At 71.2% G+C, this 19,226-nt stretch carries 6 protein-coding genes; 4 read left to right on the plus strand and 2 right to left on the minus strand.

Going from position 1 to position 19,226, the window contains the following annotated elements:
• Window positions 1-8 precede the first annotated feature (8 nt).
• Together ACWEQQ_RS35170 and ACWEQQ_RS35175 are read right to left on the minus strand one after the other, a co-directional pair.
• Entirely contained in the window at window positions 9-329 is a 321-nt protein-coding gene (locus ACWEQQ_RS35170) for a type II toxin-antitoxin system PemK/MazF family toxin (RefSeq protein ID WP_452339888.1), read from the minus strand.
• The gene (locus tag ACWEQQ_RS35175; RefSeq protein WP_452351233.1) at window positions 322-525 is read right to left on the minus strand and encodes a hypothetical protein; all 204 of its coding nucleotides are present in this window, start codon (window positions 523-525) and stop codon (window positions 322-324) included. Before ACWEQQ_RS35175 ends, ACWEQQ_RS35170 begins: the two co-directional genes overlap by 8 nt.
• 96 nt (window positions 526-621) lie before the next feature.
• Between ACWEQQ_RS35175 and ACWEQQ_RS35180 the strand changes: the two genes are divergently transcribed.
• The 4 genes from ACWEQQ_RS35180 to ACWEQQ_RS35195 all read left to right on the plus strand — a co-directional run bounded on the left by ACWEQQ_RS35180 (window position 622) and on the right by ACWEQQ_RS35195 (window position 19,201).
• Complete coding sequence (locus tag ACWEQQ_RS35180) at window positions 622-2,217, plus strand: amidohydrolase (RefSeq protein ID WP_452351234.1); 1,596 nt, start codon at window positions 622-624, stop codon at window positions 2,215-2,217.
• Entirely contained in the window at window positions 2,207-4,153 is a 1,947-nt protein-coding gene (gene lnt / locus ACWEQQ_RS35185) for an apolipoprotein N-acyltransferase (RefSeq protein ID WP_452351235.1), read from the plus strand. Before ACWEQQ_RS35180 ends, lnt begins: the two co-directional genes overlap by 11 nt.
• 406 nt (window positions 4,154-4,559) lie before the next feature.
• Entirely contained in the window at window positions 4,560-18,212 is a 13,653-nt protein-coding gene (locus ACWEQQ_RS35190) for an amino acid adenylation domain-containing protein (protein ID WP_452351236.1), read from the plus strand.
• Window positions 18,209-19,201, plus strand: coding sequence for an ATP-binding cassette domain-containing protein (locus ACWEQQ_RS35195; RefSeq protein ID WP_452351237.1), 993 nt, complete (start codon window positions 18,209-18,211; stop codon window positions 19,199-19,201). The genes ACWEQQ_RS35190 and ACWEQQ_RS35195 overlap by 4 nt, the downstream gene beginning before the upstream one ends.
• Window positions 19,202-19,226 lie beyond the last annotated feature (25 nt).

A 19,226-nucleotide genomic window follows, 5' to 3' on the forward strand; every position in this document is an offset into this window, starting at 1 on the left:
CCGAACGGCTAGAGATCGAACCGAGCTCGCAGCGCCATTCGCACATTCTCGAGGGTCGCGGAGTCGAGCTTCCCGATCTTTTCGAGGAACAAGGACGCGCTGAACGTGCCAAGCCGGAAAACAGCTACCGCCTGATCGGTGCCTGCGATCGGAACGGTCAGAAGCGCACGGGGATTGGGAGCCTCGCGCGTGGATATCACCATCGCCACCGCGATGAGGCCGCCCCGGACGACGTGTGGCACAGAGTCGAGGACGACGACGGTATGCACGATGTCGCGGACGCCGCGTAACTTCCAGATCTCACCCTGGATGCCGGGGACGTCACTCACCGGCGGCCCACGCCTCGAGCGAGGCCGCTTCGGACGCCTCGGCGAATGCGTCGGCCTCGGTATCGGGCGTGAGCGCGGCGAGTTCCTCGGCCACGAGCATGCGGCGAGCGGCGCGGTAGAGGAAATCCGATACGTTCGGCTGTTCCTTGATCAGCTCGGTGACGCGATCATCGGGGAGCGACACGGAGATCTTCATGCGACCACGGTAGCACTAGGGTGCTACCGGAGTGGCGGTCTTTGGTGCGCAGTGCGGTTGTGAGCGTGGCAGGCGCGTCGGGCAGACTGGAGACCCGTGAGTACCCAGTTGCTTGTCGGCGGTCGTATCTACAGTTCGAGCAATCCTGATGCGACGGCCATGGCCGTCAGTGACGGGACCGTGGTGTGGGTGGGGCTGGACAAGCCGGGGCGGGCATTGCATCCGGACGCCGAGATCATCGAGCTGGACGGGGCGTTCGTGGCCCCCGGGTTCGTGGACCCGCACGTGCACGTGACCGGGCTGGGGCTGACGCTGACGGGACTCGATCTGGCACAGGCCCGTTCGCTGGAGGAATGCCTGCAGCTGGTGCGGGAGTTCGCCGCCGCGCACCCGGACGGGGTGATCCTCGGCGAGGGCTGGGACGAGACCACCTGGGCCGGCGGACGGCCGCCGACGCGCGAGGAGATCGACGCCGCCGCGCCGGGACGCCAGGTGTATCTGGCTCGCGTGGACGCACATTCGGCGGTGGCCTCCACCGCACTGCTGGACGCGGTACCCGGAATCGCCGAGACGACCGGATTCACCCGCGGTGAGCCGCTGCGCGCGGACGCCCACCATCGCGTGCGCGGGGCCGCTCTGGGTGCGCTGAACCGGGCACAGCGGGATGCCGCCCGGCAGGTCGCGCTGGACGCGGCGGCCGCCAATGGCGTTGTGGCCGTGCACGAATGCGCGGGACCCGAGATCTCCGGCGCCGACGACGTGCGGGAACTCCTCGAATTCGGGCACGGCGTCGAGGTGCGCGCCTACTGGGGACAGGCCGTGCGCACCGCCGACGAAGCCCGCACCCTGGTCAAGGAACTCGGCGTGCACGCCCTCGGCGGCGACCTGTTCGTGGACGGGGCGCTCGGCTCGCACACCGCGTGGTTGCGCGAACCCTATGCCGACCGCGACACCACCGGCACCTCCTACCTCGACACCGAGGCCATCGCCGCGCACGTGCTCGCGTGCACCGAGGCCGGCATCCAGACCGGCTTCCACGTCATCGGCGACGCCGCCATGGACGCGGTCGTCGCCGGATTCGAGCGGGTCGTGGGCGAACTCGGCGGCCCGGCCGTCGCCTCCCGCGGGCACCGCCTCGAGCACGCCGAGATGATGACCGCCGACCAGATCGGGAAACTCGCCGCCTGGGGCGTGATCGCCAGTGTCCAACCGGGATTCGACGCCGCCTGGGGCGGCCCGGACGGCATGTACGCCACCCGCCTCGGCGCCGGACGCGCCGCCACCCTCAACCCGTTCGCCGCCATGGCCGCCGCGGGTATCTCCCTCGCCATCGGCTCCGACGCGCCGGTCACCGCCCTGAACCCGTGGGAGGCCATCCGCGCCGCGGTCAACCATCGCACCCCGGGCCATCGGATCTCGCCGCGGGCCGCCTTCGCCGCGGCCACCCGCGGCGCCTGGCGTGCGGGCGGCGTCCGCGACGGTGTCGCCGGCACTCTCGTCCCGGGCGCCCCGGCCTCCTATGCCATCTGGGACGCCCGCGAGCTCGTCGTCGCGGCCGCCGCGGATACCGTGCAGCGCTGGTCCACCGACCCCCGCTCCCGCGTCCCCGGCCTCCCGCCCCTCACCCCGGACGCCACCCTGCCGCGCTGCCTGCGCACCGTGCACCGCGGAGTCACCATTCATGAAGCCTGAGCCCGACTCCGAGAACCGCACCGCCGCACCGGCTTCCACCGGACCGGCCACGCCGGATCCCGGATCTCGCGAGACCGACGGTCCCGGCGCGGAAGCAGCTACCGGATCGGGACGATCGGCCAGCGATGCGGACACTGGCTCCGGGACCGCCGACGAGGGCCCGGATCCGGTGGCGACCGCAGGGGCCGAGCGTGACGGAGATCTCGCCGTCGGCGCGGCATCGGAAGGCGATGAGGGCGGCGGCATCTCGACGGTCACGCGGGCCGGGGTCGCGTCCACGCCGGAGTCCCGGCCGGGGGCGGCGGCGCGAGCGATCGCGGTAGCGACGGCACGGCCGCAAGTGACGCGGTTGCTGGCCGCGGCGGTGGCCGGGCTGCTGCTGTACGCGAGCTTCCCGCCCCGGACGCTGTGGTACCTGGCTCCGGTCGGGATCGCCGTGCTGACCCTCGCCGTGCGCGGAACCTGCCGGGCGCGTGGAGGATTCGGATTCGGGTTCGTGGCCGGGCTGGCGTTCTTCCTGCCGCTGCTGCCGTGGACCGGGATCTATGTCGGTCCGGTGCCGTGGCTCGCCCTGTCGACCGTGTGCGCCCTGTATGTCGGTTTGTTCGGACTGCTGACGCGGTGGGTGGCGACGCTGCCCGGATGGCCGCTGTGGGTGGCGACCGTGTGGTCGCTGACCGAGTGGGCGCGGGCCAGCTTTCCGTTCGGCGGGTTCCCTTGGGGGAAACTGGCTTTCGGTCAGGCCGACGGGTGGTATCTGCCCTTCGCGATGGTGGGCGGCGCGCCGCTGGTGAGCTTCGCGGTGGCGCTCACCGGCACCGGGCTGGCGTGGCTTGCGGTGAGTTTGCTGCGCCGCTTCACATCGGGTGCGGAGGAGGGCGGTGAGCCGGCCGCGGTCGCCTCGGATTCTCCCAGATCGGGGGCTATCCGTCCCACATCCTGGAACCGGATTGTTGCTGCGGCAATGCTTGTGGCTATAGTTCCCCTCACCGGAGTGATCCTCCGGACCGCGCTGCCCGGCCCGGAGGACGGCAACCGGCCGATCACGGTCGCCGCCATCCAGGGCAGCGTGCCGCGCCTGGGCCTGGACTTCAATGCCCAGCGCCGCGCGGTTCTCGACAATCACGTCAAGCGCACCGAGGAACTGGCCCGCGACATCGCGGCCGGCCGGGCCCCGCAACCGGACGTGGTGATCTGGCCGGAGAACTCCTCCGATATCGATCCGCTGCGCAATGCCGATGCGGCCCAGGAGATCTCGCAGGCGTCCAAGGATGTGAAGGCCCCCATCCTGGTCGGCGCGGTGCTCGTCAACGACGACCGCACCACCACCAACTCGGTCATCGTGTGGAACGGCGACGCCGGACCGGGGGAGCGGCACGACAAGAAGATCATCCAGCCCTTCGGCGAATACCTCCCGTACCGCAACTTCTTCCGGCACTTCTCCGAATACGCGGACCGCGCAGGCTATTTCGTCCCCGGTACGGGCGACGGAGTGGTGCACGCCCAGCCGCTCAGCGGCGGCGCCCCGGTCGCCATCGGCGTGGCCACCTGCTACGAGGTGGTCTTCGATCGCGCCTTCGAGGAGTCCGTGCGCGCCGGCGCGCAGCTGCTCGCGGTCCCGTCCAACAACGCCACCTTCGGCCGCAGCGAGATGACCTATCAGCAGTTGGCCATGTCGCGGGTGCGCGCGGTGGAACACGGGCGCGCGGTGGTGGTCTCGGTGACCACCGGCGTCAGCGCCATGATCACCGCCGACGGCGTGATCCGGCAGCAGACACCGCAATTCGAACCTGCGGCGCTGGTAGCGACGTTGCCGTTGCGGAACAATACGACATTTGCCACTCGTTTCGGCCCCGCGCCCGAGGCGATCGTGTGTATCCTGGCCGCTGCTGCCACTGCGGCAGCGCTGATCCGGCGTCGGGCACCGCGCGCGTGACTCCGATCGACCGGATCTGATCCCGGAGGCTTTTTCCGGCGTATTACCCGCGGGCACGTGTGAGAGGGCCGTCCCGCGTCGGCGAGGCAGTTTCGCCACTTCGTTGCCATGGCTTGTTGGAGTCTCCGGTCTGTCTGTGGTCGTGCGGTTTCCTTAGGCGAGTTAAGCGATCCTAGCGAGGTTTGCCATGGGGTAACTGAACTTAATCTTCGCGCCGTCAACGCCCGTTCGTTGCGGACAACTCGAGATCACCACCGATCCGCTCGGCGGGATGCTCCGAATCATAGGACGTGGATCACGTCCTACGGCTCGCGCATGCGCGCGATCGCCGGGCCATCGGGGCGGACCGTGATCGATTTTCGGGGCTCGGGGAGTTGCGTCTACAGCGGCAGAACGGAGTTTTTTGATGAGTTCATTGGCCACCGACCGTGTCGACCAATGTTCTTCTGGTGAATTCTCGGCTCAACCTTTCACGCTCTCTCCCGCGCAGTCGGCTCTCTGGTACGCCCAGCGCATCCGGCCCGACATCCCCCTCACCATCGCGCAATACGTCGAGATTCACGGCGACCTGGACGTCGGCCGCCTGCTGTACGCCATCGAGCGCTACGGCGCCGAGAGCCAAGTCGGCCACGTGCGCCTGCTCGAGATCGACGGGGTGCCGCACCAGCTGGTGGACTACCACCGGCGGCCCGGCTGGGCCCGCTACGACCTGCGCGCCGAGACCGACCCGCGCGCCGCGGCCCGCGCCTGGATGAACGAGCACGCCAGCTCGCCCATCGACATCGAACGCGACCCGCTCACCACCAATGTGGTGCTGCAGGTCGGCGACTCGGACTGGATCTGGTACAGCCGCGGCCACCACATCGTCATCGACGGCTACGGCGCCATGAACGCCACCACCCGCGCCGCGGAGATCTATACGGCCCTCGAAGCCCACGACGAGCCGGCCGACTCCCGGGCCACCCCGCTGGCCAGCATCTACTCCGACGAGAACCGCTACCGGGAGACCAGCCGCTTCGTCACCGACAGCGACTACTGGCGCCAGCAGCTCGACGGCGCCGGCGAGCCGATCACCCTGTCCAGCAACGGAATGCTGCCCGCGGTATCCGACGCCGGCCGCCGCAGCGCGAACGCCGTGCTCGCCGATGACGCCCAGGCCGCCGTCGAGGCCGCCGCGACCGCGTTCGGCTCCAACAGCTCCGCGCTGTTCGTGGCCGCCCTGGCCGGTTACGTGCGGGCCGTCACCGGCACCCAGGACGTGGTGCTGAGCCTGCCCGTGTCCGCGCGCACCACCGTGGCACTGCGCCGCTCCAGCGGTGTGGTCTCGAACGTGGTGCCCATCCGCGTGCAGTTCACCGATACCCACACCGTCGCCGACACCGTGCGCGCGGTCGAGCTGCAGATCACCGGTGCCCTGCGCCACCAGCGCTATCGCAGCGACGACATCCGGCGCGACTGCGGTTATTCGCGCGACGCCCGCGGTTTCTTCGGCCCCATGGTCAACCTCATGCTCTTCCACAGCGAGCTGAAGTTCGGCAGCCTGATGGGCGCCATCAACGTGCTGTCCACCGGCCCGGTCGAGGACCTGTCGATCAACCTGTACAACGGTCTCGGCGATCGCATCCACATCGACTTCGAGGCCAACCCGCGCCTCTACAGCGATGCCGAACTCGCCGCGCACCACGACCGGCTGCTGGATTACCTGGCCCGTTTCGTGTCCGCCGACCCGGAGACGCCGGTCGCCGACATGCCGGTGCTCACCGATCCGGAACGCGAACGCGTGCTGCACGAATGGAATTCGACCCAGGTGGCCCGCCAGGAGGGCACCCTGGCCGGGCTGTTCGCCGACCGGGCCGCCGCCTCCGCCGATCAGGTCGCGCTCGACTTCGAGGGCGAGACCCTCACCTACTCCGCCTTCGACGAGCGCACCAACCGGCTGGCCCGCGAACTCATCGCGCGCGGCGCGGGACCCGACACCCTGGTCGGCCTGGCCGTCCGGCGCAGCCTCGACCTGCTGGTCGGCATGTACGCCATCGTCAAGGCGGGCGCCGCCTACCTGCCCATCGACCCGGACCACCCGGCCGACCGCATCGAGGCCATCCTCGACCAGGCCCGGCCGCTGTGCGTGCTCACCGCGTCGCGCGACAGGCTCGACATGCCCGGCACCGCACCGCAATTCGACATCGACACCGCGGATATGTCGCGGCACCCCGGCCGCCCGGTCACCGATACCGATCGGACCGCGCCGCTGCGTCCCGACCACCTCGCGTACGTCATCTTCACCTCCGGTTCCACCGGCACGCCCAAGGGCGTCGGCGTCACCCACGCCGCCATCGTGAACCGGCTGCGCTGGATGCAGGATGCCTACCCGCTCGACTCCTCCGACGTGGTGCTGCAGAAGACCCCCGCCACCTTCGACGTCTCGGTGTGGGAGTTCTTCTGGCCCTTGCAGATCGGGGCCCGCCTGGTCATCGCCGCCCCCGACGGGCACCGCGATCCCGCGTATCTGGCCCGCATCATCGCCGAGAAGGGCGTCACCACAGCGCACTTCGTGCCGTCCATGCTGTCGGTGTTCCTCACCGACACCGATGTGCGGGGCTGCACCGGACTGTCGCGGGTCTTCTGCTCGGGTGAGGCGCTGCCCGCCGCCACCGTCGCCGATTTCCACGCCGCCCTCGGCGGCGGCGCCGACGCGCCGCAGCTGCACAACCTGTACGGCCCGACCGAGGCCGCCGTCGACGTCACCGCCTGGCACTGCACTCCGGGCAGCACCGACGTCCCGATCGGCTCGCCCATCTGGAACACCCGCACCTATGTGCTCGACGCCCGGCTCCAGCCGGTCGCCCCGGGCGTGGTGGGCGAGCTGTACCTGGCCGGCGTGCAGCTGGCCCGGGGCTATGTGGGCCGTGGCGCCCTCACCGCCGACCGTTTCGTAGCCAACCCGTTCACCCCCGGCGCCCGCATGTACCGCACCGGCGACCTGGTGCGCTGGCGTGGCACCGGCGCCAGCGGCGTCCTGGAATACCTGGGCCGCAGCGACTTCCAGATCAAGGTGCGCGGCCTGCGCATCGAACTCGGCGAGATCGAGGCCGTCCTGCTGGCCGATGCCCGCGTCGCGCGCGCCGTGTGCGTGGCCCGCCGCGGCCGCAGCGGGGACGAGCTCATCGCCTACGTCGTGCCCGTCCCCGGGGCCGGCGACCTCGACCCGTCCGACCTCACCGCCACGTTGCGCCGGACCCTGCCCAGCTACATGGTGCCGTCGTATCTCATGGTGCTGGACGAACTACCGCTCAGCGCGAACGGCAAGGTGGACCGCAAGGCGCTGCCCGCACCCGATGCGGGCGCCCGCCGCCCGGCCCGGCCCGTCGCCGCCCCGCGCACCGCCATGGAACACCAGCTCACCGGCATCTTCGCCGAGGTGCTCGGCACCGACGAATTCGACATCGAGGACAGCTTCTTCGACCTGGGCGGCAACTCGCTGACCGCCGCCCGGGCGGTCGCGCGCGTGAACGCGGCCCTCGGCGCGTCGCTCACCATCCGCGATCTGTTCGAAACGTCCACCATCACCACGCTGGCCACCCGGCTCTCGGCCGCGGAGCCGGAGAACACCTCCCCGAAACTGGTGGCCGGGCAACGGCCGCAACAGCTTCCGCTGTCGCTGGCCCAGCAGCGGCTGTGGATCCTCAACCGGTTCGCCGAGCACGCGGCGGCCTACAACATGGCCTTCGCGGTGAAACTGACCGGGCCCCTGGATATTCCGGCGCTGCGGGCCGGTCTGGTGGATGTGCTGGAACGGCACGAGAGCCTGCGCACCACTTTCCCCGACACCCCCGACGGGCCCTGCCAGCTGGTGCACCCGGCCTCGGAGATCCCGCTCACCCTCGATCCCATCGACGCCACCGGCGAGGACGCGGTCGCGCTGGCGAGCGAATTCGCCGGGTACGGTTTCGATCTGCGCAGCCAGGCCCCGGTCCGGGTGGCGCTGTACGCCATCGGGCCCGACACCCACCTGTTCCTGGTGGTGCTGCACCACATCAGCGGCGACGGCTGGTCCATCGCCCCGCTGAGCCGCGATATCATCACCGCGGTCGCCGCCCGCGCCCAGGGCGCGGCACCGCGGTGGACGCCGCTGCCGGTGCAGTACGCGGATTTCGCACTGTGGCAACGGGAACTGCTCGGCGACGAGGCCGACCCGGCCAGCGCCCTGGCCCGGCAGCTCGCCTTCTGGCGCGCCGCGCTCGCCGACCTGCCCGACCAGCTGGACCTGCCACTGGACCGCCCCCGCCCGCGGCACCGCAGCACCGCCGGCGGCACCGTCGAGTTCGACATCTCCGCGCAGACCCGCCGGGCCCTGGCCGACGTGGCCGCCGCACGCGGGGTCAGCACCTTCATGGTCCTGCACGCCGCGCTGGCCGCGGTGCTCGCGCGCTTGTGCAACACCACCGACATCGTGATCGGCACGCCGATCGCCGGGCGCAGCGATCCGGCGCTCGACGATCTGGTCGGCATGTTCGTCAACACCCTCGTGCTGCGCACCCGGGTGGACCCGGCCGCCGGGTTCGACCGCATGCTCGCCGAGGTCCGCGAAACCGACCTCAATGCCTTCGCCAATGCCGACGTGCCGTTCGAGCGGCTCGTCGAGGTGGTCAATCCCGAGCGCTCCGCCGCGCGCCACCCCCTGTTCCAGGTGATGCTGTCCTACGACAGCAACCCCGAGCTGGACGTCGACCTGCCCGGCGTGCAGGCCGAGGTGGTGCCCCTGGCCACCGACGTCGCCAAGTTCGACCTGCAGCTGACCGTCCAGGAACCGGCCGGCATCTCCGCCGAGGACGCCGGATTCACCGCCGAATTCGGTTATGCCGCCGACGTTTTCGACCGGACCACGGTGGAGGCCATCGCGCGGCGCTTCGGCGCGCTCCTGGCCGCCGCGGTCGCCGACCCGTCCACCCCGGTCGGCGACCTGCCGCTGCTGGACGTCCGGGAGATCGCGAAGCTGGTGCCCATCGTGGGTTCCCCCGCCGTGCCCAGCATCACCCTGGCCCGGCTGCTCAGCGACACCGCCGAGCGGGTGCCCGACGCGGTCGCGGTCCGCTACCTCGGCGTCGACACCACCTACCGGGAGCTCGACGAACGCTCGAACCGCCTGGCGCGGGTGCTGATCGAGCACGGCGCCGGCCCGGAGGTGGTGGTGGCGATCGCGCTGCCGCGCAGCCTGGAGAGCATCCTCGCGGTGTGGGCGGTGGCCAAGACCGGTGCCGCGTACGTGCCCGTCGACCCCGACTATCCGGCCGACCGCATCGCCCACATGCTCGCCGATTCCGGCGCCATGCTCGGCATCACCAATGCCGAACGGCGCGCGAACATGCCGACCACCTGGCCCGGCAATCGGGGCCGCCATCGCAAGAGCTACGTCGACTGGCTGCTGCTCGGCTCCGAGCAGCTCACGCAGGAGTGCGCGCAGTTGCCCGGCACCCCGGTCACCGACGCGGACCGGCACCACCCGCTGCGCATCGGCGGCCCGGCCTACCTGATCTACACCTCCGGTTCCACCGGCAAGCCCAAGGCCGTGGTGGTCACCAATGCGGGCATCGCCTCGCTGGCCCACGAGCAGATGCACCTGTTCAAGGTCACCGATTCGGCTCGCACCCTGCACTTCTCGTCGCCCAGCTTCGATGCGTCGGTGCTGGAGCTGCTGCTCGGTTTCGCGGCCGGGGCCACCATCGTGGTGGTGCCCGCGGGTGTCTTCGGCGGCGCCGAGCTGGCGCGCATCCTGCGCGAAGAGCACGTGACGCACGCCTTCGTCACGCCCGCGGCCCTGGCCACCGTGCCCGCCGCCGACCTGCCGGAGCTGGAGGCCGTCATCGTCGGCGGCGAGGCCTGCCCCGAGGACCTCGTCGAGGTCTGGACCGCACCGGATTCCCGGCCCGGCCGTCCGGCGCGGCGCATGCACAACATGTACGGCCCCTCCGAGGCCACCGTCGCCGCCACCGCCACCGGGCCCATGCTCGCGGGGCAGCCGGTGCCGATCGGCGGGCCCGTGCGCGGTATGCGGCTGTTCGTGCTCGACGGCCGCCTGCACCCGGTGCCGCCGGGCGTGGCGGGCGAGCTGTACGTGTCCGGTCCCGGCCTGGCCCGCGGCTACCTGGGCCGGCACGGCCTGACCGCGCAACAATTCCCGGCCAACCCGCACGGTCGGCGCGGCGAACGCATGTACCGCACCGGCGATCTCGTGGTCGCCGACCGGGCGGGACAGCTGCGCTTCCTGGGCCGGGCCGACGACCAGATCAAGATCCGCGGCTTCCGCATCGAACTGCGCGAGATCGACCATGTGCTGGCCTCGCATCCGGGAGTCACCTTCGCGCTCACCGTCGTTCACCACGACGAGCGCGGAATCCCGCGTCTGGTGGCCTATCTCACCGCCGATACCGACATCGACCCGGCCGCGGTGCTCGAGACCGCACGCGGACGGCTGCCGGGTTACATGGTGCCCGCGGCGCTCACCGTGCTCGACGCCGTACCGGTCTCCCCGACCGGCAAGCTGGACCGCAAGGCGCTGCCCGCACCGGAGTTCGTGGCCGCCGCGCCCACCCGCGCCCCGGAAACCGAACTGGAGCAACAGGTCGCGCTGGTCTTCGGCAGTGTGCTGGGCGGACTCACGCCGGGTGCGGACGACAACTTCTTCGAGATCGGCGGCAACTCGCTGCTGGCCACCCGCCTGACCACGGCCCTGCACAGTGAGTTCGGGGTGGAGCTGCCGGTGCGCGAGATCTTCGAGCTGCCGACGGTGGCCGGGGTGGCCGCACGGCTGGCGGAAGCGCCCCGGGCCGAGCGTGTAGCGCTGGCTGTGCATACGCCGCGCCCGGAGCGCGTGCCACTGTCGTTGCCGCAGCAGCGACTGTGGTTCCTCAACAGATATTCCCCCGAATCCAGCGCTTACAACATCGCATTCGTGCTGCGGATCGATGGCGATCCGGACATCGACGCGTTGCGGGCGGCGCTGGCGGACGTGGCGGAGCGGCACGAGGTGCTGCGCACCGTCTTCCCGGAGGACGCCCAGGGCGCCTACCAGGTCGTGCTGGACACCGCACGGTGCCTGCCGGTGCTGGACGTGGTCGAGACCGACGAGGTCGGCGCGCGCCACGCCCTGCGCTCGCTGGCGCGCCGCGGCTTCGACCTGACCCGCGAGATCCCGCTGCGGATGACCTTGCTGCGCACCGGAACCCGCCGGCACTTGCTCGGCATCGCGCTGCACCACATCGCCGCCGACGGCTGGTCGCTGGGCCCGCTGACCCGGGACCTGGCCATTGCCTACGCCGCCCGCCACGGCGGCGCGGCGCCCACCTGGACGCCGCTGCCGGTGCAGTACGCCGACTTCAGCCTGTGGCAGCGCGAGATTCTCGGCACGGAGGACGACGCCGAGAGCGCCGCCGCCACCCAGCTGACCTACTGGCGTACCGCGCTGGCCGAGCTGCCCGGGGAACTGCCACTACCCTACGACCGGCCCCGCCCGGCCGAACCCACCCAGCGGGCCGGATCGGTGCGGTTCGAGGTGCCCGAAGTCCTGCAGCGCAGGCTCGCCGAGGTCGCCCGGGCACACGGCGTCAGCCTGTTCATGGTGCTGCGCTCCACGCTGGCCGTGCTGCTGCGCGTGGTCACCGGCGGCCGCGACGTGATCGTCGGCACCCCGGTGGCCGGGCGCACCGACACCCGCCTCGACGATCTGGTCGGCATGTTCGTCAACACGCTGATCCTGCGCTCGGATGTGGACCCCGACCGCAGCTTCGCCGAACTGCTGCAGGCCGACCGCGACACCGAACTGGCCGCCATGGCGCACGCCGAGGTGCCCTACGAGCGGGTCGTGGAGGAATTGCAGTCCGCGGACACGGGGCAGCGCCGCTACGGCGCGAGCCCGCTGCTGCAGGTCGCGCTGACCGTGCAGGACACCCCGCTGCCCGCGCTGCGGCTGCCCGGATTGTCGCTGCAGGCCGAGGAACTCGATATCGCGCTGGCCAAGTTCGATCTGGAGCTGCGGGTGCTGCCCGGCGCGGGCGAGGACCAGCGGGCCTTCGAATTCGTCTACGCCGCCGAGCTTTTCGACCAGTCGACGGTATGCCTGCTGGCCGAGCGCCTGGTGAAGGTGTTCGGCGCCGTCACCACCGACGCGCACGTGCGCGTGCGTGACATCGACGCGCGCACCGAACTCGAGCACGACATGCTCACCCCGGCCTGGGGCCCCGCGCCGGAGCCGCAGTGCAGCCTGGCCGCCTACTTCGCGGCCACCGCACACCTCCACGCCGACCGGGTGTTCCTGCGACTCGACGGCACCGAGCTCACCTACCTGGAATCCGACGTGTATTCGAACCGCTTGGCGCGGGCCCTGATCCACCGCGGCCTGGGCCCAGGTGACCGGGTGGCGCTGGGCCTGACCCGGTCGGTGGAGTCGGTGCTGACGGCGCTGGCCGTCACCAAGTGCGGTGCGGCGTTCGTGCCGGTGGACCCCAACTATCCGGCGGACCGGGTGCAGCACATGCTCGCCGACTCCGGATGCCGGGTGGGTGTCAGCATGAGCGAGCACGCCGACCGGCTCCACGCCGCCGGCGGCGGCGACAGCGTGGAGTGGCTGCTGCTCGACGATGCCGTACTGCTCGACGAGCTCGAGGTCCTCGACGACGGGCCGATCACCGATGCCGAGCGCACCGGCACCCTGTGGACCACGGATCTGGCATACCTCATCTACACCTCCGGCTCGACCGGAAAACCCAAGGGCGTGGCCGTCACCCACGGCGGCCTATCCAATTTCGCCGACGAGGTCCGCGAGCGCGCGCGGGTCGACCGGGACTCGCGGATCATGCACTTCTCGTCTCCGAGCTTCGACGCCTCCGTCTACGACCTGCTGTTCGCGATCTGCGCGGGCGCGACCATGGTCATCGTCCCGCCCGACGTGTACGGCGGCGACGAACTGGCCGCGCTCATGGAACGCGAACGGGTCAGCCACACCTTCATGACCCCGGCCGCGCTGGCGACCATCGACCGGGACCGCTGGCCGCTGCCGCACCTGCGCGCGATCATGGTCGGCGGCGAGGCCCTGGGACCGGAACTGGTGGCGCGCTGGGCCCCCGGCCGCCTGATGTTCAACGTGTACGGCCCGACGGAGACCACCATCGTGGTCACCATCTCCTCGCCGCTGCGGGTCGGCGAGCCCATCACCATCGGCAACCTGGTCCGCGGCGCCCGCGCCGTGGTCCTGGACGAGCGCCTGCGCCCGGTCCCGGTCGGCGTGCCCGGCGAGCTGTACATCGGCGGACAGGGTTGTGCGCGCGGCTATTTCGAGCGGTTCGATCTCACCGCCGCCCGGTTCGTCGCGGATCCGTACGGCCCGGAGGGCTCGCGCCTCTACCGCACCGGCGATGTGGTGCGCTGGACCGGCGACGGTGACATCGTCTACCTGGGCCGCAGCGACCACCAGGTGAAGCTGCGCGGTTTCCGCATCGAGCTGGGCGAGATCGACGGCGTGCTCACCGCCCACCGCGCAATCCGCTTCTCCCACACCGAGGTTCGCGAGATCGCGGGCGCGCGCCGCATCGTGTCGTTCGTGCTGCCCGTGGACCTCGCCGCCGCACCCGATCCCGAGGAGCTGCGCGCGCACTGCGCCGAGCACCTGCCGGCGCACATGGTGCCCAGCGCCCTCGCCCTGCTCGACCACATTCCGCTCACCCCGGTCGGCAAGCTCGACCGCGACGCGCTGCCGCAACCCACGGCGGTGGTCGCCGGGGTCTCGCGGGAACCGGAGACCGACACCGAACGCCTGGTCGCCGAGGTGATGGGGGAGCTGGTCGGCGCCGAGGCCCTGGGCGCGGACGACAGCTTCTTCGAGGTCGGCGGAAACTCGCTGCTGGCCACCCAATTGGTGGCCCGGCTGGCCACCGTCACCGGGGTGCGGCTGGAGGTGCGGTCGGTCTTCGCCGCGCCCACCGTGGCCGGACTCGCCGCGGCCCTGGACGCCGGATCCTCCTCGGCGGATCTGCGGCCGGAACCGCGCCGGCGCACCCGGCCCGCGCGGATCCCGCTCTCCGCGGCCCAGCGGCGGCTGTGGTTCCTGGAGAAGTTCAACGCCGGCGAACACGGAGAAGCGCTGGGCGCCTACAACGTTCCGGTCGCCCTGCGCCTGCACGGTGAGCTGGACATCCCGGCGCTGCGCGCGGCCCTGCACGCCGTGCAGGACCGTCACGAGACCCTGCGCACCGTCTTCCCGGAGATCGACGGCGAACCCTGCCAGCGGATCCTGGAGCCGGGCGAGGGCGCCGTCGGCCTGCCGGTGCGGACGGTCGCCGCGGACGAGGTGCCCGGCGAGATCCGCCGTGTCACCGCCGGCGGTTTCGACCTGGCCACCAGCGTGCCGGTGCGCGCGGCCCTGCTGCGCCTGACCGGCAGCAAGACCGAACATGTGCTGGTGCTGGTCGTGCACCACATCGCCATGGACGGCTGGTCGCTGCAGCCGCTGGCCGCCGATGTGGCCGCCGCCTACCGGGCGCACACCGGCAAGCAGGCCCCGGAATGGCCCGAACTGCCCATCCAGTACGCCGATTACACGCTGTGGCAGCAGGATGTGCTGGGCCGCGAGGACGATGCGGACTCGGTGATCAGCCGCCAGCTCGACTACTGGCGGCGCGCCCTCGACGGCATCCCCGAACGGCTCTCCGTTCCCGCCGACCGGCCGCGGCCGCCGGTGCCGACCTACCGGGGTGGCACGGTGGAGTGCAAGCTCGACGCCTTCACCCACCGCGAATTGCAGGCGCTGGCAGCCGAACACGGTGTCACCATGTTCATGGTGCTGCACGCGGCACTCGTCGCACTGCTGCATCGCCTGACGCACGACGACGACATCACGGTCGGCACACCCATTGCGGGACGCGGACATCCGGCGCTGGACCGCCTGGTCGGCATGTTCGTCGGCACCCTGGTGTTGCGCACCCGCATCGACGGCGGCGCCGCGTTCGGCGACCTGCTGCGCGCGGTCCGCGACACCGATCTGGAGGCCTTCGCCCACGCCGACGTGCCGTTCGAGCGCCTGGTCGAGGTGTTGAATCCGGTGCGCTCCCAAGCGCATCACCCGATGTTCCAGGTCATGCTGTCGGTGCAGAACCAGCCCGCCCGGGTGCTGGAGCTGCCGGCCATGCGCATCGAGGCCGACGACGCCGACCCGGGCATCGCCAAGTTCGACCTGCAGTTCACCCTCACCGAATCCTGGACGCCGCGCCGCGAACCCGACGGCATCACGGTGTCGGTGAACTACGCCTCCGACCTGTTCGAGGCGGCGACCGCGCAGCGGCTGGCACAGCGGTTCGTGCGCCTGCTGGCTGCGGCCGCCGCGCATCCGGCCACCGCCGTGGGCGATCTGGACGTGCTGGACTCGGCCGAATGGTCGGCGCTGGCGCCGGTCCGCGGCACCGAGCCCGGCCTGCCCATCACCTTCCCGGAGGTGTTCGAGGCCGCGGCCAATGTCAACCGGTCGGCCATCGCGGTCCGCTCGAACGGCACCCAGATCTCCTACGACGCTCTGGACCGCTGGACCAACCGGCTGGCCCGGGTGCTCATCGGCTACGGGGTGGGCCCGGAAACCCTGGTCGCCATGGGGATTCCGCGTTCGGCCGAATCGGTGGCGGTGATGCTGGCCATCGCCAAGGCCGGTGGCGCGTTCGTGCCCGTCGACCCGAACTACCCGGAGCAGCGCATCAGCCACATGCTGCTGGATTCCGGTGCGGCCGTGGGCATCACGCTGTCCGGCTATCGGGAGCGCATGCCCGACGCGGCCAACTGGACGATGCTGGACGCGCCGTCGTTCCGGCGGCGGGTGCTCGCCAGTTCCGATGCGCCGATCCGCGACGCCGAACGCATCGTGCCGCTGCGCATGCACAACCCGGCCTACGTCATCTACACCTCCGGCTCCACCGGCATCCCCAAGGGCGTGGTCGTCACCCACGGCGGCCTGTCCAACTTCGCGGCCGAGACCGCGCAGCGCTTCGACGTCGGCCCCGATTGCCGGGTCCTGCACTTCGCCACACCGAGTTTCGACGCGGCCATGCTGGACCTGCTGCTCGCTCTCGGCGGGGCCGCCACCCTGGTGATCAGCCCGCAGGGTGTGGTCGGCGGGCAGGAACTGGGTCAGGTTTTCATCGAGGAGGGCATCACCCACGCCTTCATCACCACCTCGGCGCTGGGCACCGTCGATCCGGCCGGCGTGACCGCACTGCGGCATGTACTGGTCGGCGGCGAGGCGCTGCCACCGGACCTGGTCAGCCGGTGGGCCCCGGGCCGCAGGCTCTACAACGTGTACGGGCCGACGGAGACCACCATCGTCACGGTGATTTCGCACCCCATGACGCCCGGCGGGCAGATCACCATCGGCGGGCCCATCCGCGGGGTCGGCGCGAGCGTGCTCGACGCGCGCCTGCACCCGGCCCCGGCCGGGGTCACCGGTGAACTGCACCTGGCCGGCGCGGCGCTGGCGCGCGGTTACCTGCGCCGCCCGGGCCTGACCGCACAGCGCTTCGTGGCCAACCCGTTCGGCAAGCCCGGTGAGCGCATGTACCGCACCGGAGACCTGGTCCGCTGGCTCGAAAGCGAGGGCGGCGCACGGGATCTGGAGTATGTCGGCCGCACCGACCACCAGGTCAAGATCCGCGGCTTCCGCATCGAGCTGGGCGAGATCGACGCGGCGCTGGCCAAGCACCCGGAGGTGGAGTTCGCCACCACCATCGGGCACCGCACCCCGGCCGGGTCCACCGCGCTGGTGTCGTATGTGAAGCCGCGCACCGGAACCGCGCCCACCACCGCCGAGCTGACCGCGCACGTGGCCGAGCTGGTGCCCAACTACATGGTCCCGCAGTCGATCATGCTGCTGGACCGGGTGCCGCTGTCCCCGGTCGGCAAGCTCGACCGGAAGGCGTTGCCGGAACCGATGTTCGCGGCCCGCGAGGGCTACCGGGCCCCCGCGACCCCGCTGGAGGAGGCGCTGTGCGCCGCCTTCGCCGACGTGCTGGGCGTCGAACAGGTCGGCGCCGACGACGGGTTCTTCGAGCTCGGCGGCAACTCGCTGCTGGCCACCAAGGTGGTGGCCCAGCTGCGGGCGGGCGGCATCGACCTGCCGGTGCAGGCCATGTTCGGCGAGTCCACCCCGGCCGGCATCGCCGGGCGGCTCGCCGCCGCCGAGGGTGACGCGGGCGCCGCGCTGACCGCGGCCCTGGGCGCGGTGTTGCCGCTGCGCGCGGTCGCCGATTCCGGTGTGCCGCCGCTGTTCTGCGTGCATCCGGCCATCGGCCTGTCCTGGTGCTTCGCCGGGCTGCTGTCGCATCTGCCGCAGGATCGGCCCGTGTACGGCCTGCAGGCCCCGCACGTGGCCGGGGAGGACAGTCACCGCACCATCGCCGAGGCCGCGAAACACTATGTGGCGCACATGAAGTCGGTGCAGCCCACCGGCCCCTACCAGGTGCTGGGCTGGTCGCTGGGCGGGCTCATCGCCCACGAGATTGCCGTGCAGCTGCAGGAGGCCGGTGACGAGGTCGCGTTGCTGGCCATGATGGACAGCTACCAGCTGTCGGATCGGTGGCTCGAGGATGCGGTGCCGTCGGTGGCGGCCGTGGTCGCCGAATTCGGTTCCGACCTGCTCGGCGGTGACGCCGACATCGATTCGCGCCTGACGCTCACCGAGGCGGCCGAACTGCTCCGCGGGCGATCCGGGCCGTTCGCGGCGCTCACCGTCGAGCACCTGGAACGGCTCTACACCGGATACGAGAACGGCGCGGCGCAGGCGCACGGGTTCCGGCCCCGCGTCTTCGACGGTGATCTGCTGTTCTTCACCGCCGCCGACGATGAGATCAACCGGGCCGACCCGGACCGCTGTGCCGCGGCCTGGCAGCCCTACGTCACCGGTGCGGTGCACGACCAGCTGGTGCGCTGCACGCACGCCGGCATGACAACGCCCGAATCCCTCGCCGTCATCGGGCCGGTGTTGCGGGATCAGCTGGCAGCCATCCGAGCCCGGCGGGAGGGTATGCGATGAGTCTGGCCGTGGAAGTTAAAGGGCTGGTGAAGTATTACGGCAAGGTGCGGGTGCTGGACGGTATCGATCTCGAGATCCCGTCCGGCACGGTGATGGGCCTGCTCGGGCCCAACGGCGCGGGCAAGACCACCACGGTCCGCGTCGTCACCACCCTGCTACGCCCGAGCGCGGGCTCGGTGCACGTCGCGGGAGTGGACGTGCTGAAGCATCCCGCCCGCGTTCGCACCCGGATCGGCCTGTCGGGCCAGTACGCGGCCATCGACGCCAACCTGTCCGGATTCGAGAACCTGCGCATGGTGGCCCGGCTGTACGGCATGAACCACAAGCGGGCCGCCGAACGCGCCACCGAACTGCTCACCGCCCTCGGCCTCGACCACGCGGCCGGGCGGCGGGCGGGCACCTACTCCGGCGGTATGGCCCGCCGGCTGGACCTGGCGGGGGCGCTGGTGTGCCGGCCCCCGGTGGTCGTGCTGGACGAGCCGACCACCGGCCTGGATCCGCGCGGTCGCCTCGACATGTGGCGTGTCATCGGCGAACTCGTCGACGACGGCACCACCGTGCTGCTCACCACCCAGTACCTGGAGGAGGCCGACCTCCTCGCCGACCGCATCACCGTCATCGACCGCGGGCGGGTCATCGCCCGCGGCTCGGCCGACGAGCTGAAGACCTCCATCGGCGGCGACAAGCTCACCGTCACCCTCGCGCCCGGCCAGGATCCCGCCCCCGCACAGCAGGTGCTGGGTGAGGTGGGCATCGGCGAAGCCGAATTCGAGGAGGGCGCCGACACGGTCACCGTGGTGGTCGGCGACGGCAGCCGCACCATGGTGGAGGCGCTGCGCCGCCTCGACGACGCCGGGGTGCACGTGGTCGACGCCGTCGTGGACCGGCCCACCCTCGACGACGTATTCCTTTCCCTCACCGGCAAACCCGGCGAACGCAAGCCGGACGTCCCCGCCCCCGAGTCTGTCCAAGAGGAGATCCTGTCGTGACGACCCTCCCCGCCGAACCGGAAGC

Source organism: Nocardia sp. NPDC004123 (assembly GCF_053603795.1).